This is a genomic window from Variovorax multivorans, from assembly GCF_051216835.1.
In the GTDB taxonomy this organism is placed as follows: Bacteria; Pseudomonadota; Gammaproteobacteria; order Burkholderiales; family Burkholderiaceae_C; genus Variovorax.
In genome coordinates, this window is the sequence record NZ_JBPJZL010000003.1 from 566,039 (window position 1) to 582,909 (window position 16,871).

16 protein-coding genes are annotated in these 16,871 nt (G+C 63.7%); 3 read left to right on the forward strand and 13 right to left on the reverse strand.

Features of this window, described 5'->3' with window-relative positions; translation table 11 throughout:
- Positions 1 to 117: 117 nt before the first annotated feature.
- The 12 genes from ACSFCA_RS09710 to ACSFCA_RS09765 form a co-directional block, all read right to left on the reverse strand.
- Entirely contained in the window at positions 118 to 597 is a 480-nt protein-coding gene (locus ACSFCA_RS09710; RefSeq protein WP_435459130.1) for a YbaK/EbsC family protein, read from the reverse strand.
- Positions 594 to 917, reverse strand: coding sequence for an AzlD family protein (locus ACSFCA_RS09715; RefSeq protein WP_435459129.1), 324 nt, complete (start codon positions 915 to 917; stop codon positions 594 to 596). The genes ACSFCA_RS09710 and ACSFCA_RS09715 overlap by 4 nt, the downstream gene beginning before the upstream one ends.
- On the reverse strand, positions 914 to 1,654 hold the full coding sequence (locus tag ACSFCA_RS09720; RefSeq protein ID WP_435459128.1) for an AzlC family ABC transporter permease: 741 nt from the start codon (positions 1,652 to 1,654) through the stop codon (positions 914 to 916). The genes ACSFCA_RS09715 and ACSFCA_RS09720 overlap by 4 nt, the downstream gene beginning before the upstream one ends.
- Positions 1,651 to 2,655 (reverse strand): AraC family transcriptional regulator, encoded by a 1,005-nt coding sequence (locus tag ACSFCA_RS09725; RefSeq protein ID WP_435459127.1) that lies wholly within the window; start codon positions 2,653 to 2,655, stop codon positions 1,651 to 1,653. Before ACSFCA_RS09725 ends, ACSFCA_RS09720 begins: the two co-directional genes overlap by 4 nt.
- 39 nt (positions 2,656 to 2,694) lie before the next feature.
- Positions 2,695 to 3,147, reverse strand: coding sequence for a hypothetical protein (locus tag ACSFCA_RS09730; protein ID WP_435459126.1), 453 nt, complete (start codon positions 3,145 to 3,147; stop codon positions 2,695 to 2,697).
- Between the two features lie 381 nt (positions 3,148 to 3,528).
- On the reverse strand, positions 3,529 to 4,071 hold the full coding sequence (locus ACSFCA_RS09735) for a cupin domain-containing protein (protein ID WP_258352905.1): 543 nt from the start codon (positions 4,069 to 4,071) through the stop codon (positions 3,529 to 3,531).
- A 23-nt stretch (positions 4,072 to 4,094) separates the two neighbouring features.
- Positions 4,095 to 5,036, reverse strand: coding sequence for a Bug family tripartite tricarboxylate transporter substrate binding protein (locus ACSFCA_RS09740; RefSeq protein ID WP_258352904.1), 942 nt, complete (start codon positions 5,034 to 5,036; stop codon positions 4,095 to 4,097).
- Between the two features lie 51 nt (positions 5,037 to 5,087).
- Complete coding sequence (gene fahA / locus ACSFCA_RS09745; RefSeq protein ID WP_435459125.1) at positions 5,088 to 6,413, reverse strand: fumarylacetoacetase; 1,326 nt, start codon at positions 6,411 to 6,413, stop codon at positions 5,088 to 5,090.
- Positions 6,414 to 6,659: 246 nt separating this feature from the next.
- Positions 6,660 to 8,444 carry an ABC transporter permease subunit gene (locus ACSFCA_RS09750; RefSeq protein ID WP_435459124.1) on the reverse strand — a complete coding sequence of 595 codons (1,785 nt, stop codon included), beginning with the start codon at positions 8,442 to 8,444 and terminating at the stop codon, positions 6,660 to 6,662.
- 24 nt (positions 8,445 to 8,468) lie between these two features.
- Positions 8,469 to 9,533 carry an ABC transporter substrate-binding protein gene (locus tag ACSFCA_RS09755; protein WP_435459123.1) on the reverse strand — a complete coding sequence of 355 codons (1,065 nt, stop codon included), beginning with the start codon at positions 9,531 to 9,533 and terminating at the stop codon, positions 8,469 to 8,471.
- A gap of 24 nt (positions 9,534 to 9,557) precedes the next feature.
- On the reverse strand, positions 9,558 to 10,712 hold the full coding sequence (locus tag ACSFCA_RS09760) for an ABC transporter ATP-binding protein (RefSeq protein WP_258352900.1): 1,155 nt from the start codon (positions 10,710 to 10,712) through the stop codon (positions 9,558 to 9,560).
- A gap of 44 nt (positions 10,713 to 10,756) precedes the next feature.
- Positions 10,757 to 11,185: a nuclear transport factor 2 family protein gene (locus ACSFCA_RS09765; RefSeq protein ID WP_258352899.1), complete on the reverse strand. Its 429-nt coding sequence runs from the start codon at positions 11,183 to 11,185 to the stop codon at positions 10,757 to 10,759.
- Between the two features lie 147 nt (positions 11,186 to 11,332).
- On the opposite strand from ACSFCA_RS09765, the gene ACSFCA_RS09770 reads away from it, so the two are divergent.
- Together ACSFCA_RS09770 and ACSFCA_RS09775 are read left to right on the forward strand one after the other, a co-directional pair.
- Complete coding sequence (locus ACSFCA_RS09770) at positions 11,333 to 12,238, forward strand: LysR family transcriptional regulator (RefSeq protein ID WP_258352898.1); 906 nt, start codon at positions 11,333 to 11,335, stop codon at positions 12,236 to 12,238.
- On the forward strand, positions 12,235 to 13,143 hold the full coding sequence (locus tag ACSFCA_RS09775; RefSeq protein WP_435459122.1) for a LysR family substrate-binding domain-containing protein: 909 nt from the start codon (positions 12,235 to 12,237) through the stop codon (positions 13,141 to 13,143). Before ACSFCA_RS09770 ends, ACSFCA_RS09775 begins: the two co-directional genes overlap by 4 nt.
- A 33-nt stretch (positions 13,144 to 13,176) precedes the next feature.
- Here the strand turns inward: ACSFCA_RS09775 and ACSFCA_RS09780 are convergent, their stop codons facing one another.
- Positions 13,177 to 13,350, reverse strand: a complete 174-nt coding sequence (locus ACSFCA_RS09780; protein WP_258352896.1) for a hypothetical protein — start codon at positions 13,348 to 13,350, stop codon at positions 13,177 to 13,179.
- Positions 13,351 to 13,758: 408 nt separating this feature from the next.
- Between ACSFCA_RS09780 and ACSFCA_RS09785 the strand changes: the two genes are divergently transcribed.
- Positions 13,759 to 16,749: a hypothetical protein gene (locus tag ACSFCA_RS09785; protein WP_435459121.1), complete on the forward strand. Its 2,991-nt coding sequence runs from the start codon at positions 13,759 to 13,761 to the stop codon at positions 16,747 to 16,749.
- Positions 16,750 to 16,871: the final 122 nt, after the last annotated feature.

Genomic DNA, 16,871 nt, shown 5'->3' on the forward strand with positions numbered 1-16,871 from the left:
TCCCTCACGTTCTCACGCCGTCCAGTTCAAGGCTGAGAGCTTGGGCACGCAGCGATTTCGTGTGCGCCGAGGTCTCGTGCCGCTACGAGACTTTCGGATCGTGTCGTCTGCAGACGATCACCGCTTTACGAGGTCACGCAGCGCACCACGATTTACCCGGAGGAGTTCGGCGCTGCGGATCTCCAGCGTCGAATCATTGCGCCCAGTGCCGCAATAGATCGTTTCCATCGCCGTAACTCCGAGGTCTATCACCACCTGCGCGTTGTTGATTGGCAAGGGGGCTACTCCTCCCGGAACCATCGCCAGGGCCTGCACCAGTTCCGCATCCGTCGCCATCTGGAGGTCGGCTCTCTTCACGCCAAGCGCGTCAGCGATCTTCTTGTAATCCGCGCGCTCGGCCGCCCGCATCGCAGCAATCGCATATCGGTCACCCGGGAGACGGAAGGCAAGGCTCTTGACCATCGCGTCGGGATCGAAGGGAAGCGATAACTGCGCCTCCCGGAACGTGACCACAGGGCCATGCTCATGAACGGTGAAGATCGTATTGTTCGATGTCAGAAAGGAGAGTACGGCCGGACTCATCACGCCCTCGCTCATGGAACACCTGGCACGCCAAGGCCAAGACGCAACACAGCCACCGCAACGACGCCCACAAGGATCGTCCCCAGGAGCGGAAGGCGGACCGAGGCCGCAGCCGCCAGCAAGCCCGCCAACGTTTCAGGCCAGCCGGTGACAAGCAGGGTCGGAGCGATGATCGTCACGAACATGACTGGCGGAATGGCATCCAGGGCCGCTTTCGCCCGGCCCCGGACGGAGAATCGATCCCAACGCATCACCAGCATGCCGACGACTCGCGTGAGATAGGTGACGACGGCCATCGCAACAATCGCCTCGAGTGTTGTCACGTGGAACGTCATGCGAACTTCTGCTCCCGAGGTTCCTCCGGCTGCGCCGTGAAGTACGCCGCCGCAATGCCGGCCACGGCACCGGCAATCACGTGCCACGGTGCACCGAGGGTATGGAACACGGCTGCCGACGACAGGCCACTGGCGGCAATGGCAAGACCGGTGCGCCGCCACCCCGCCCAGAACCTGGCCGTCATGCCGATGAACAATGCCGCCAGCGCGAAGTCCGCGCCGATCTGCCGCGGATCCCCGAGATAGGCGCCCAGCCACGCGCCGGCAATGGTCGCACCAGTCCACGCCGCCGTGAAGGTGAGCGCCAGGCCCATCCAATAGGGCCAGGTGACGGGCAGGCCCGCGCGCGCACGCTGCTCTGCGAATCCCCACGTCGGATCGGTGAGAAAGGCCAGCGCGACGAGCATGCGCAGGCGCGTCATGCCGGCCTTCGCCAGCTTGGGAACGAGGGTCAGGCTCATCAGCGCGTGGCGCACATTGATCAGCAAAGTGGACAGCAGGATGGGCCCCAGCCTTGGCCCGTCGTTCGCCCACAGTTGCACTGCCGCAAACTGCGATGCGCCCGCGTTGACGAGGAGGGACATCCATCCGGCCTCCGCCGCCGGAATGCCCTTGGACCTGCACAGGGCGCCGAGCAGCAGACCGATCGGAACCGCGACCATCACTGCAGGCAGGATGTCCTTTGCGCCTTCGGCGGCGGTGGCCAGCGAAGACGCGGGGCCCTCGGGCTGCCTCATTTCGACACCCCGTCCCTGTAGGCGCCGGGGGTCACGCCCACTCTGGCCTTGAAGACGCGCGTCAAGTGGGCCTGGTCCGCAAAGCCGGTCGCCGACGCAACGGAGATCGGCGCTTCTCCCTGGCGCAAGCGACGCTTTGCCGCCTCGATGCGGCGGCCAACCAGATAGGCGTGCGGTGTCGTCCCTGCTTCACTGCGGAACATGCGGATCAGGTGGAACCGGCTCACGCCGACTTCGCCGGCGAGGTCGGCCAGGCACACGTCGTTCGACGTGGCTTGCTCGTTCAGCAGCGACTTGATTCTGGACACTCGCCGTTGCTCCCGCCCTCTCAGGGCTTCGGGGCTGAAGCCCTCGGCATGTCGTTCGAGGCAGCAGGCATAGGCCAGCAGGAGAGACTCCTCCGTGCCCAGCGACCAGCCGTACGTCTCCAGCGCCCGGTGCGCGGCCACCAGGCGAGTGGCCGCGGCGGGGTCCCGGATCACCCGGCATCGGAAATGCGGCTGGACTTCGCGGCCCGCGATCTCGGCCGCGAGGCCCCGAACGAGCGACGCGGAAGGGTAAGTCACCCGGTAGCTGTAGCCCTTGGCGTCATGTGGCGCCCCATCGTGCACATCCTCCGGGTTGAGCAGTGTCAGGTCTCCCGGGCCGGCGCGCTGCCGTGTGCCCTGAAGCCACAGGGTGCCGCAGCCCGACGTGATCGCCCCGATGACGAAAGTCTCGTGCGCATGCAGCGCATAGCGGTGCTTCCTGAAAGTTGCGGTCAGGCAATCCACTCGCTCCTCGCCTGTGATGCATCCGGAAGTGAAAAAGCGCGCGTCGTCCTGGGCCGCATTCCGGGATCGAGGGCCATCGGCCTTCGGTACTTCCTCACGATGTCCGTCTTCTCGCATGAAGCCATTCTTGCAGCCCGGAAAACGCCTGTCTTGAAGAAAATTGACATGCCGGGCCCCGGCAACGGTGGCGAAGAAGCGGCTGGATGAGACGCTACCGAAGTTGTGCACTCGCGGACACGTTCGGACTGGCACGACAAGGCGTCGATCTCAGGCGATTTCGCTGGCGTCCACCCACACTTTCTTGAAAATAGTTTCCCGCGTTCTTTCGAACACGTTGTTCGAATGCAGGCCGATGACTGATTCGATCTGCGTCGTCTTGCCGAAGTCAGCACTGGAAACCCAGACTGTGTCCGGCGCCACAAGCACAACCTTGGCGTTAGTGTTGCGATGCAGTGCGATGCGTACATCGGGAAAGCGGAGCTTGAGCATCCTCGCCTCCCTGTTGGCATCGGCGTTTGCGATGATGAATATGTCCCTGGGGCGCTTTCCCAAAATCTGCGAGATGTAGTCCGGGTCCGGAAGTGATCCGGACATGATCAGGATGGGGCCGACTACGCGCCCGATCTGGGCCAGGCGCCTGCTCCAGGTGCTGACGCAAATGGACATCTTCGCGTCGTTGCAGGAAAACGCGAAGCCGAAACTGTCGTCGCCGAAAACCATCGTGTGCTTTGACTCCTTGAAAGGCCTGCCCTGTCGCAATCGGCAGGAGGAGGCTCAATATGCGCCGACTACCCACAAGTCTCCTCAGCGCGAGTTCTTTATGCATCCGACATGGGGGGCGATTCATCGTAGGGGCGATGCGCTAGTGCTACCAGCGCAATATTTCGAATGCTTAGTTGCCGGATCGGCAATTGCAATCGTGCTGCGCTATTCAGAAGGCAAACCCTCTCCCTTCACCGAACTCAGCTTGGAACCTCACGGGGAAGCGGGCAACTGCGTCTCAGGGCGTCGTGCCGCCAGTCATGAGCGTGCAACCATCCGGAATCAAATGCCGTGACCTCGGCGGCCAGGGCTGTTTTCATGATCCGTCTGGTCGACGGCTCAGGCCCCGTCGATGAGGATGAAAGCGATGCGCGCCACAGCGTCCGAGCGATTGGCCCACGCATGGTTCGTGCCGCGCTGGATGAGAACGTCGCCAGCTCGAAGCGTGGCTTCCTGCGTATCCAGGACCGCGACAACCTCACCCTCGAGGATCAGCGCGTAGTCGACCGTTGTTGTCCGATGCATGCCTGGATGCTTCTTTGTCCCGGCATCGTCTTGATGCGCATCGTCGAACATCTTGCCGAACGTAGCCTGGATCCGCCGCCGCGTTTCCTCCGGGTCCTTCGATTCGGGCGGCAGGTCGATGATCCTCAAGACGGTTCCTCGTGGTGGAGGCGCTATGCCCTGCAGGTGGTTCAACCCGTCCGCGGCTTCGATGGATGTTGGCGACGACGTCGTACACCACAGATTGACTGCCTGAAACCCCGGCCTGGACTCCACGGTGCGCACATTGAGTGCTGAAGCGTCTTCTGCGATGCAGGAGCGGCCTTCGGCGTCATGGCCTGTGACGATCCGGCGTATGGAGCGATGGGGCGTGTTCATGTGATTTTCCGGTTGGGCATTCGTCATTCGGATTTGAGATGGAGCGATCGAATCACCTTTTCCAGCGCCTGGAAGTCGGTACTGACGCGCTGAAGGTATTGCTGGCTGCCGAGATAGGCAGGATGCTGCGACAGCGTCCTGGCGGTGTCGCGAAACTCCTTCGACTGCACGGCGACCTCGCAAGCCTTGGCCAGTGTTTCGACAACGGCTGGAGAAGTCCCCTTGGGGGCCCACAGACCGTTCAGGCCCGGTGCCAGCGAAGCGATGCCCAATTCCTTGAAGGTCGGCGCATCGGGATAGCGGTCTTGCCGTTGCTCCGCAAAAACTGCGAGCACCCGCAGCTTGTCGTTTGCTCCGGCGGCCGCGGCAGAGGACACGCCAAACTGGATGGCGCCGCCAATCAAGTCCACGAGCATGGGGCTGTCTCCGCGATACGCGATGGCGTTGAATTTCAGGCCTGCCGCTTGCGCAAAATGCTCGGCGGACAGATGCGGCACAGTGCCCTGCCCGGCGGCGCCATAGGCGATCTTTCCCGGATCGGCCTTGGCCATCTGGATCAACTGCTGAATGGACTTGATCGGCGAGTCGGCGCTGACGACCACCGTCATGACATTTTCATGCGTCTGGCAGACCGGCATCAGCGTGTCGTACTTGGGTCCTTTCAACAGGATCGAGCCGCTGGTCACCGGTGTGGACGGACCGAAAGCCAGGGTGTAGCCGGTCGGTGCCGCTCTGGCGACCTGCCAGAAGCCGATCGTCCCACCCGCGCCCTCCTTGTTGATGACAACCACCTGGGCACCGAGCTGCGTGGCGATCGCCCGGCTGAAAACTCGCGCCATGCCGTCCACCGCTCCTCCGGCGGAGAACGGCACGATCACCTGGATCGGTTGTTGCGCCGGATAGTTCTGGGCGCCAGCGTGAATCGCGCTTGCAAAAAGCGCAAGAAATACGACTGTTGATTTCATCCTTGTCTCCTGTCTATTTGAATTTGAATTTGAGAACGAAACTTCTGAGAACTAGCGCGCTGCTGGCCAGGGAGCCGCAGGCAAGATCCGCGATCGGCATTCGCCGAATCCGATCGGCACGTATCCATCCTTGCTGGCACGCGCTTTGAAGACGAGCTCATCGCCATCGATCAGCCATTGCCGGGCCGTTCCATCCGGCAGACGCAGTGGCTCCTGGAACTCCGCGAGGCAGCCTCGGCTGGCCAGGTCGGGGCCCGATACGGTCCCGCTGCCAATCAGATCGCCCGGCCTGAGATCACAGCCATTCGAGGTGTGGTGCGCGACCATCTGCGCGAAGGTCCAGTACAGGTGTTTGGCATTGGTCCAAGTGACGTTCAACGGCGGCAAGCCGGCAGATCGCATGTTCGCGCTCGTCAGCCACGCCTCGAGTTGCAAGTCGAGCCCGCCCTGTGTGGCGTCGACGGAGTCGTGGAGATGGGGCATGACGCCGGGCTCATCTGCAGTCCTTGCCCGCGCCGGCACACGAAAAGGCGCAAGAGCTTCTGCAGAGACAACCCAGGGCGAGATGACCGAGCAAAAGCTCTTGCCCAGGAAAGGGCCCAGTGGTGTCGTTTCCCATCGCTGGATGTCGCGCGCGGACCAGTCGTTGAGCAGGCAGTATCCGAACAGTTGCTCCTGCGCCGCATGCACGGGAACGGGGTGGCTTAGGGCATTTCCCGGCCCGACGAACGCACCGAGTTCCAGTTCGAAATCCAGTGCTTTCGCCGGTCCGAAGTACATCGTCCCGTCAGCGCCCCTGGACTGTCCGTTGGGGCGCACAACATCGTGCCCGCTGGCCCTCACCGAACTCGCGCGGCCGTTGTAGGCAAGCGGCAAGTGGAAGAAGGCGTCGGGAACCGGATTTTCGGGGTGCGTGCTTCGGCGCGCGCGAAACAAGTGATCGAACGATGTGAGGAAGTCGGTATAGCCTCCGATGGTGCAAGGCAACTGCATCGCCACTGCGTCATTGCGCAGCAACAACCTGCCAGCCTGAGCTTGCGCGCGCGCGGACAGGGCGCCGCCTTCAGCCAGCATCTCGAACACTTGCGCGCGTAGCGCCGAGTTGGCAATTGAACCCAGCGCCATGAGCTGGTTGAGCGAACCACTCGCAGTGGCGTTCGCTGCCTCCCTGGCATCGCCCGTGAAGAACCCGGCCCTGTTTGCCTCGGCAAGATCGAGCAGATGATCTCCTATCGCGACCCCCACGCGCGGCGGATGATCGGGCGTCGCAAAAACGCCCAAGGGCAAGTTCTGCACGGGGAAGTCATGGGCAGGCAGGTTCGCAGCTTCCACCCAGCTGCGACGCGCCGGATCATGAGTGGCATTGAGTTGAGTCATGGGGTTCGGCGCGGATGTGTGGTGTGACCATCAGAGCTAATGTATTTTTTGAATCGTGATCCGCATAATCGAATGTTTAGATCGATTAATCCGTTTTTCAAATTGATGGAATCGGCCGAAATCCCCCGAAACGACTGGCGTCCGGCTTGTGTCTCCGGCAGGCGAATCAGCGCGCCGAAGGGGTTGCGACAAATGACATGTCTGGGCGGCACTCTTGAAGAGTTGCCCTGCGCAGTTGGCGCTGCTTCAGTGTGCGACCGAGGCAGGCGTTGATGCGGCCCCGGCACGAACATCGCCAGCCTGAGTGCCTCGGCGTACCACCAGCGCAATGAAGGGCAGCAGGATGAGCAGCGTGGACAACGCGGCCACGGCCGGGTCGACCTGGTTGCGGATGTTTTCCCACATCTTGAGGGGAATGGTCACCACCTTGGTCCCGGCGATGAAGCTGGTCATGACCACGTCGTCGAACGAGTGCAGGAACGCCAGCATCGCGGCCGACATCAGGCCGGGCGCGAGAATCGGCAGCATCACACGCCTGAATGTGAGGATGCGGGAAGCGCCCAGGCTCTGCGCCGCCATCTCGAGCCGAGGATCGAAGCCCGAGAAGGACGCCACCATGACGACGAGCACCAAGGGAATACTGAGGCACACGTGCATGGTGATGACGCCCGTGAGCGTTCCATACAAGCCGATGTCGGACAACACGGCGAATGCGCCCAGCGCGGTCACCACGGAGGGCACCACCATCGGTGCCAGAGCCAGCGCGTAGATGACTCGCCCCTCCCTCCTGTGGTTCAGACGCGCAACGCCGTAGGCTGCCGCGGTTCCGAGAACCAGCGTGAGCACCGTGCTGGCAAAGGCAATCTTCACGCTCGTCACCGCTGCCGCCGCCCATTGCTCGTCGGCGAGCAGGAATCTGAACCAGCGCAGTGACCAATGGGTCGGAGGAAACGCAAGATTGTCGCCATCGTTGAATGAAACGATGGCCACGATCACACTCGGCGCCACCAGATAGGCGCAGGCCAGGAACCCGAAGCTGAACAGAGCAAGGCGGCCCGCGCCCTTCCACCGCCCCGCTGATCGGCCCGAACCAGCCCGCCAGCCCGCCCCGCTCCATGCAACGGCGGGTGTACCGCCGCCAAAGAGGCGTGCGCCGATTGCTTCACCCCTGTCACCCAGCCAGCGCGAGAACGCAGGCCGCCGACCGTCGGGTGCAGCGGCTCCCGCGCCGACGAGACGCAGGAAGGCGTAGATCACCAAAGTTGCCCCCAGCAGCACCAAAGCCAACGCGGCGGCGAAGCCGAAATTCAGGGTGGTTTCCACGTTGGTGGCGATCAGGTTGCCCAACATGACGTCGCGCGAAGCGCCCAACATCGCCGGCGTAATGTAGAAGCCCAGCGAAAGGACGAAGACCAGGATGCAACCGCTGCGGACCCCGTGCATGGTCAGCGGTAGATAGACAGTCAGAAACGTTCGCAGCCCGCCGCCGCCAAGTCCCCGGGCGGCGCGCCACAACATCGGGTCAATGGCCTGCATCGCCGAATAGATCGGCAGGACCATCAGGGGCAGCATGACGTGGATCATGCCGATGTACATGCCGGTTCGGCTGTAGAGCAACTCGAACGGTTCCTTGATCAGGCCCATGCCGAGCAGCGCGCCGTTCAATACGCCTTGGTCACCCAGGAGGACGACCCAGGCATAAGTGCGGACAAGAAAACTCGTCAGGAACGGAACAATGATGCAAAGCGCAACCACCTGCTTCACCCTGCCCCGGGTTTGCGCCAGGCAAGCGGCTAGCGCATAACCGAGCACGAGGCAGGCAAGCGTTACGGTCCCGGCGATGGTGAACGTCTTGACTGCAATGCCAACGTTGATCGGGTTGAACGCCGCTGCGTACTCGCGCAGCGAAAATTCGGGTAAGTGCACGCTCAACCCAGCGATGCGCAGCAGCGGATAGAAGAAGAATCCGATCATCAACAAGGCGGCAGGAGCTACCGCCAGGCGAAGCATCGAGGTGCGAGATAGCGTCATGGTGTTGTCCGCGAGAGAACGCGATTACTTCGTGATCCATTCATTCCAGCGCTGCGCCAGACGCTCCCCGTTGCTCTTGCCATCGGGTCCCACTTCGGAGTACCACGCGTCATTCACCATGTAGGCGTGCTTGCGGTTCTGAGGACTGGTCACCATCGTGTCCGCCATCTCCTTGCTGATGAAGTTGAACGCATCCGGATTGGCGGGGCTGTAGCCGGTCAACGTGACGTACGCTGCCTGGCGCTCGGGATTCAGCGTGAACTCGATGAACTTGTGAGCCTCGCCAACGTTCTTGGCTCCTTTGGGAATGATCCAGTACAGGCCGGTCATCTTTGCCTGGTTCCAGACGATCTTCATTGGCTTGCCCGACTGAGACAGCGCAGTGAAACGGCCGTCGAAGCCCATGCCCAACGCCGCACCGCCACTCGAGAAGATCTGCATCTGTTCACTGCCTACCTTCCAGTATTTGCGGATGTGCGGCTTGATCTTGTCCAGGCTACGGAACGCTCGGTCTGCATCGAGCGGATAGAGCTTGTCCATGGGCACGCCGTCCGCGAGCAGTGCCTCCTCGAAGGGGCCTTGACTGCCCAGCTCCCCGTTCTGCAGCACGCGGGTGCCCGGAAATTTCTCGACGTTCCAGAAATCCGTCCAGCTGGCGGGTGCAGGCTTGCCGGCGGGATACCTGGATGCGTCCAGCCCCAGGACCCAGGAGTAGTAGATGAATTGCACGCCCCACGGCTTCCTGGATTCCGGGCTCAATTTGTCGATCACGGCCTTGTTGAAGCGTGCGTAGTCGACAGGTTCCAGCAACGCACTCCTGGACAGCATCGTCCCTCCCGCCGGGGAGAAGCCCGCCACGTCGAAGTCCATGTTGCCGCTTTGCGCCTTCAGCTTCACGCTTGCGGTTGTCGCCTGGTCGCGCACCACGTTGACCTTGATGCCGGTTTCCTTTTCGAATGGTTCGACGAAGGCCTTGATGGCGCTGTCTCCCTGCAGCCCTCCCCCGACGACCACGGTGAGTGCTTGGGCAGATACAGCCAGGGTGGAAATTGCGATTGCAATCACTGACCAACGGACAACGGTGTTCATGAGGGGCTTCTCCTTGATGGGGCTTCAGGCGTTGAACAGATGGACATCGTCCATGGCAAAGCTCACTTCGACCGCGGCACCCCGCTGGTGCAGAACGTTGTTGAAAGAGCGAGGAATCTTGGCAACGATCACCTGGTCGTCGACCTTGACGTGGTACTCGTGGGCATCCCCCAGAAATGCAACCTGCCCGACGATCCCAGGCAAGGTGGTGCATTCCCTGTCGCCAACGTGCATGCCGCGAGGGCCGAGCTGAATGGCTTCGGGGCGGACCATGGCTACAACCTTGTCCCCCTCCGCGCACTTCAGGTCCGAATGCACTTGCATGCGCGTCGACTGCGTGACGACATCGACGACACCGCGGCTGGCCAGGCCGACCACGCCCGAGATGAAATTGGCATCTCCGACAAAACCCGCGACGTACGAGTCGCTGGGCGATTCGTAGACGTCCAGCGGCTTGCCAACCTGGGCGATCTTGCCGTTTCGCAAAACCACGATGCGATCCGACATGGTGAGCGCTTCCTGCTGGTCGTGCGTCACGTAGATGATCGTCTTGCCGAGCTCGAGGTGAAGGTCCTTGATCTCGACGCGCATTTCTTCCCGGAGCTTGCGATCAAGCGCACTCAATGACTCATCCATCAGTATCAGCGGGGGGTCGAAGACGGTCGCGCGCGCCAGGGCCACGCGCTGCTGCTGACCTCCACTCAATTGCGCCGGTCGCCGATTGGCAAACGTCGACATGCGCACCCGATCCAACGCCGCATCGACCAGCTTTTTCGCAGCAGCAACGCCAACGCCGCGCGCCTTGAGAGGGAACTCCACGTTTTCCCGGACCGACATATGCGGGAACAGCGCATAACTCTGAAACACGATGCCCTGGTTGCGACGATTCGGAGGGACCCGGTCCAGACGCTGGCCGTCCACCAGAATGGTCCCGGAGGTCACATCCGTGAATCCTGCCAACATCATCAGCAGCGTGGACTTGCCCGAACCGCTGGGTCCGAGGAGCGAAACGAACTCCCCGGGGTTGATTTTCAGGTCCACGTTCTCGACAGCCGGCACGCCGTCGTAGATCTTGCTCACACCTCGAAATTCGACGGCACCGGGTCCGACGCTTCCCACCGCCGGACCCTCTTCCATGGCCTGCAGGCCGGGGGACTGCTCATTGCGCGCTGTCTTCATGTGCTTTCAATGCCTCGTGGTGCTCGACGTGGTAGACGCGGGACTCAGTGGATGATCCAGGCCTTCGGGTCATGGTCCTTGCGGTACGCGGACAGGTCCGTGCTGCCGGCACGCGCGTAGGTGTCGAAGTGCTCCTCGAAATGAACGATCTTTCCGTCTTCGACGATGTAGAAGTTGAAGACGAACATCTCGCACTTCCTGCCGTCCGTCGATTCGATGTCCAACCAGAATCGGCGCGCGACCTTGTTGCCCTCGCTGATCGAAACGATATAGGCGGGATCCATGATCAGGGTCTGGGCATTCAGGCCTGCGGCGACGCGCAGGAAATGCGCGTTTGCCGCCTCCCAACCGACGACGGCCTTCGCGCCCGGAAGCAGCACCTTGACGTTCTCCGCGAGGTAGAGCTTGTTTGCTTCGGCCACGTCCGTACGCCAGGTGACGTGCCACGCCTCGACGATTTCCTTGGGGCTCATTGGGTTCCTTGAATGTGGTTACTAGAATGGCCGGCCTCATGGGGTAAAGCCAGCTGCCGAAGGTTATGGGCGGGGGGCGTCCGGGGGCAACATCTGCATTCTTATGACGCGATAACCTGGCGGACCCGCCCGCCTGCTGGATGGCAAATGGAGCTTCGCCGCCTCGAGACCTTTGTTGTGGTCGCCGCCGAATTGAACATTCGTTTGGCAGCCAAACGCCTTGGTGTGACGCAGCCTGCGGTGAGCGTGCAACTCCAGGTCCTGGAGACGGAGCTCGGCTTCGAACTCCTCCAGCGTCATCAGAACCGCATCGTTGGTTTGACCGCTGCAGGCGCTTGCTACCTGCCTGCAGCCCAGCAACTGGTCGTCCAGTTGCGCATGGCCCGGCAGTCGGCACTGGATGTCGCAAACGGGCACACAGCAGTCGTCAAGATCGGGCTTTGCGAGGATGTAGCCACTGGGAGTCCGGTGTGGCACACGCTTGGCGCGTGTGCACAGCTGGACCACCTGATGCTGCGGTTTGTCGAGTTGCCGCCCGCAGAGCTCGTGCAGTTTGTCCGTGCAGGAGTGATCGATCTCGCCTTCGTTCCGCTGATGATGGATCTTCAGGGGCTGCAAGTCGTACATCGTTGGGCCGAGTCCTGGCTTGCGGTGCTGCCCGCTGGGCATCGCCTCGCAAATCGCTCGCAACTGAGTCCGGCTGATTTGACCAATGAGTCGCTCATCCTCGGGGAAAGGGATGAGCCCGGCGCCGGCCTTCAACTCATTGAGCAAGCGTTCGGTCAGAGCGGGATGCCGGCCCCCAGCGTCGTTCGCGCCAAGCATCGCTCGACGATGATGGTGCTTGCCGCAACCGGCAGAGGAATTGCCTTCGTGCCCGAATCACTCCGGCTCCTCGACCTGCCTGGCATGAGCATGGTGCCCTTTCTTGCACCCAGCCTCGAGATCGGCGTGGTTGCCCCGGCCCCCGCCGCAGATCACCCGTTGAACGAGGCCTCCGAGAGGGTCGGCCTCCGACTGGCATCCTCGCAACGACCGGATTCGTCCACATGAATCTGCGCCAGCTCCACTACTTCATCGAGTTTGCTCAGGCACTCGAAAGAGGCGACGCGCCATCAGCCTGGCCGCACTTCAAGTCTCACGCCGGAGTCATCGAGCGCGAGCTGGGTACAAGGCTGATCGAGCGGGAGGGCAACGCGACCTTCCGGTTGACGCCGGCGGGTGTGGAATATCTGGCAGCTTCCAAACGAATGTTGCAGATGCATGAGAGCGCCATTACGCAAGCCGCAAGCGCAGCGCGTGGCCAAGGCGGTGAGCTGCGGCTCGGTGTGTGCGAAGAGGCCGTCACCAACCGGCTCACGCATTTTCTTGCCGCACACAAGGAGCGGTATCCCGCAACACAGGTGCACCTGGTCGAAGACTCATCTTCCGCACTGGTAGCGGCGCTCCAGCGACGGGAGCTCGACTTGGCCCTGATTCTGCCGGTCGTCGACCTGTCGGAGTCGCTGCTGACGGAGGTGTTGTGGTCCGACGGTTGGCTGGCGGCGATGCGCAGCGGCCATCCGCTCGCGGAGAAAGACACGCTCGATTGCCAGGATTTCACCGACCAGGAACTTCTGCTCGGCGACCCGATGTGGTCATCGCACGGCCACGACATCATTCGCGAAGCCTTCCGTCTGCAGGGCATGGAACCAAAGATCGGGGCGCTGGTGTTCAGTCGCTCCACCATGCTCGTTTTGAGCGCTATCGGAATTGGCTGCACATTCGTCCCCGCGTCGATGATCAGGAACCCACATCGACCACACCCTTCCAATGTGCTTCGCCCGTTTCGAGCCCCGCCGCTGCTGATCACTGCTGTCTACCTGCCTGATGCGCCCAGAATCGCGATCGGATTCCTGGAGCTCGTTCGCGACATCGTCGGGAACGAGTCAAAAACAACGGGAGCACGTGAGTCGTGAGGATCGACTCAAGGGGCTGCATCCGCCCAGATCTCACCTGGGATGGATCGCCCACTCGATGCGATTTGCATATGTCGTCAGTGTCCGCACCATCGACGCGACGTCCTCCAGCGTGATCGCCAATCCAACCAGCTTGGGTGCGACGGCGTACTTGCCCTTGACCGGCATCTTCTGAAGAAACTGCAGCTCCTCCAGGGTGGCGATCATCCGGTGTGCGCTAGTTATCGATGCCCGAACTCACGAGGCGCGGCAGCGTATGGTGAAGAAATGCGCCACGCCCATGCGCATCTCCAGTGTGATCCGGTCGGGTAGCACAATCCACAGCCGAAGCCTTCGGCGGGTGCATTGGCTTTGCATGAGCCGGACCCGCAAGCAACCCGGCCACCTGCCATTACGCGAGCATTCGTTACGACCCCAGCGCGTAACAACGCTACGTAACAAGCGCCGAAGAGCGCTCAGCAAAGGGCTTTCGCCGACACCCATCGCGGCACCGATCCAGCAAAAAATTCATATGAATCAATAGCTTGCACGTTCGGCGCCTGCGCGCTCGATGCATCATGAAGATGCGGCACGCAAGTTGCCCCGTCAGTAAGTCCCACCACCGAGGAGACTGCCATGACGGATGCCAATGCATCGATTTCTTCGATCGCCGGAGGCGCCGACAACGGTGCTGCGCCGGTGGTCATCGCCCAGGCGACAGTGAAGCCGATTGCCCCCATGGGGACTGGCGCCGCCGCAGTTCAGCCCGCGGCACCGGCCGGCATCGGATCGCTTTCGAATGCCACGCCCGGCACGGTCCTCATGCGCGACGGCGTCTCGATTCCCGTCGACGGCAGCCAGGCGCTGATGGCCGGCGACCGCGTGATCGTTCCACAGGACGGCCACGCCAACGTTCTCTTTCCCGGATCGGCCACCAACAAGGCGCCGCTGTCCGGCGTCTTCACGGGCGGCACCGACGCCACCATCAGCACGACCAAGCTGGCCAGCGGCCTCGAGCAGGTGAATGTAGACGTGGCCTCGGGCGACCTGGAAGTGACTTCGCCCGACAGCGACGCGGAAGCCGCAGCGCTTGCGGTGAGCAAGAAGACCGCCGCCGGCAGCGGCATCGGCCTGGGCGAATTCGCGCTCGGCGCACTGGGTGCCGTCGCGCTCGGCGCCGCGCTGAGCGGTGGCGGCGGCAGTGACGGCGGCGCGGTTCCGTTCTTCGTTCCGGGTGTTGGCGACAGCGATGCCGACGCAGATGCGGATGCAGATGCAGACTCGGATGCGGACGGTGATGCAGACGCAGACGCTGACGCTGATGCGGATGCGGATGCGGATGCAGACGCCGATGCCGATGCCGATGCGGACGCTGATGCCGACGCGGACGCAGACGCCGATGCAGACGCTGATGCAGACCACCTGCTCGATCCAGGCGACAGCCTCGCCGGCCATCTGCTCGGCTCCCTGGACAACGTCCTCGGCCTCGGAGGTGGCAGCGCCGCCGCGGCAAGAAGCGTCGCCGCCAGTTCCTCCGGCACATTGGCATCGCTGATGCCCGCGGCCGACGGCCTCACGGATCTGCTGGACGACGTGCTCTCGCCAATCGCGGGCAACGAGTTCAGGCCGGACGACCCGAACGCTTTCGATCCGCTGGACAACACCGTCGACAACCTGGCCGTCAACATCGGCGGCGTGCTCACCCCCGTGGTGGACGGCCTGCTGGGCGACGGCTTGACTGACGCGCTCGTCGGATCGCTGATCGGCCAGGTCGACTACCTGACCGATGCGTTGAGCAACATCCTCGAAAACGTGCTCGGCAGCGAAGGCCTGCTCGGCGGCGTGACCACCGGCCTTGGCATCGACGGCCTCGTGGACGAACTGGTCGGCACCGACGGCGTGGTCGGACAGGTGCTCGAAGGCCTGCTGGGCGACGGCAGCCTGCTGGGCAACGTGCTCGGCGAAGACGGTCTGATCGGGCAACTGCTGGGCGATGACGGGCTCCTTGGCGGTCTGCTTGGAGGTGACGGCGGGCTGCTCGGTGGCGTCCTTGGTGATAACGGCCTGTTGGGTGGCCTGCTCGGCGGTGACAGCGGCCTCCTCGGTGGCGTGCTGGGTGACGACGGTCTGCTGGGTGGCCTGCTCGGCGGCGACGGTGGTCTCCTCGGCGGCGTCCTGGGCGATGATGGCCTGCTTGGCGGCGTACTCGGCGGCGACGGCGGCCTGCTCGGCGGCGTGCTGGGTGACGACGGTCTGCTGGGTGGCCTGCTCGGCGGCGACGGTGGCTTGCTTGGCGGCGTGCTCGGTGGTGTTGGCGGCCTCCTCGGCGACGATGGCCCGTTGGGCGGCGTGCTCGGCGGCGACGGCTCGCTCGCCGGCTTGCTGGGCAGCGACGGCCTCACCGGCGGCCTGCTCGGCGGAGGCGGGCTGGTCGACAGTCTGCTCGGACCCGACGGCGTGGTCGGCGACCTGCTGAGCGAGACACCCCTGGCCGGTTTGCTCGGAGGAGATGGCGGCCTGCTCAGCGGCGTGCTGGGCGATAACGGCTTGCTTGGCGGCCTTCTCGGTGACGACGGCCTGCTGGGCGGTGTTCTGGCCGACGACGGCCTTCTCGGCGCCGAAGGCCCGCTCGGCAGCCTGCTGGGCGGTGATGGCGGCTTGCTCGGTGGCGTGCTGGGCGACGGTGGTCTGTTGGGCGGTCTGCTTGGCAGCGAAGGCGGCCTCCTCGGCGGGGTCCTGGGTGATGACGGCCTGCTGGGCGGAGTGCTCGGCGGCGACGGCGGTCTCCTCGGCGGGGTCCTGGGTGATGACGGCCTGCTGGGCGGAGTGCTCGGCGGCGACGGCGGTCTCCTCGGCGGTGTCCTGGGCGAAGGCGGTCTGCTGGGCGGCGTACTCAGCGGTGACGGTGGCCTCCTTGGCGGTGTCTTGGGTGACGACGGCCTGCTGGGTGGCGTACTCGGCGGTGTGACCGGCGGCGACGGCGGTCTCCTTGGCGGTGTCTTGGGCGACGACGGCCTGCTGGGTGGCGTACTCGGCGGTGTGACCGGCGGCGACGGCGGTCTCCTGGGCGGTGTCCTGGGTGACGATGGCCTGCTGGGTGGCGTGCTCGGCGGTGTGACCGGCGGCGACGGAGGTCTCCTGGGCGGTGTGCTGGGTGACGATGGCCTCCTTGGCGGCGTACTTGGCGGCGGCAGTGGCAGCGGTGGCGGCCTGCTCGGCGGCGTACTCGGCGAAGACGGCATCGTGGGCAACCTCCTGGGCAGCGACGGCCTGGTCGGCGGCTTGCTGGGCGCGGACGGTCTCGTCGGCAGTCTGCTCGGCGCACTGGGCGGCGACGGCGCCGTGGCCAACGTCCTGCAGCCGGCGGGCGACGCAGTCGCTCCGGCAGTCGAGACCGTGGGCAGCACGGTCTCCCACGCCGCGGCTCCGGCAACGGACATCCTGGCCGGGGCCACGGGCGTCGTGGCGCCGGTGGTCGACACGGTGGCCAGCGTGGTCGAAGGCGCGGGCCATGCCGTCGGCTCGGGCCTGACCGAAGTGGTGACGCCGATCACCAGCCAGGTCGAGCAGACGGTGAGCCACGTGGTGAGCCCGGTCACCAACATCCTGCACGGCCTGCTGGGCTGAATGTAGGCAAGCACCGACGCGCCCGGCCTGCCTTATCCCGCAGGCACGGGCCGCGCACGCGGTCAAAGTGGAGGCTTGAAGGTCTTCGGCAGGCAGCATTTGCCGAAGGGCTCCCGGTTCCT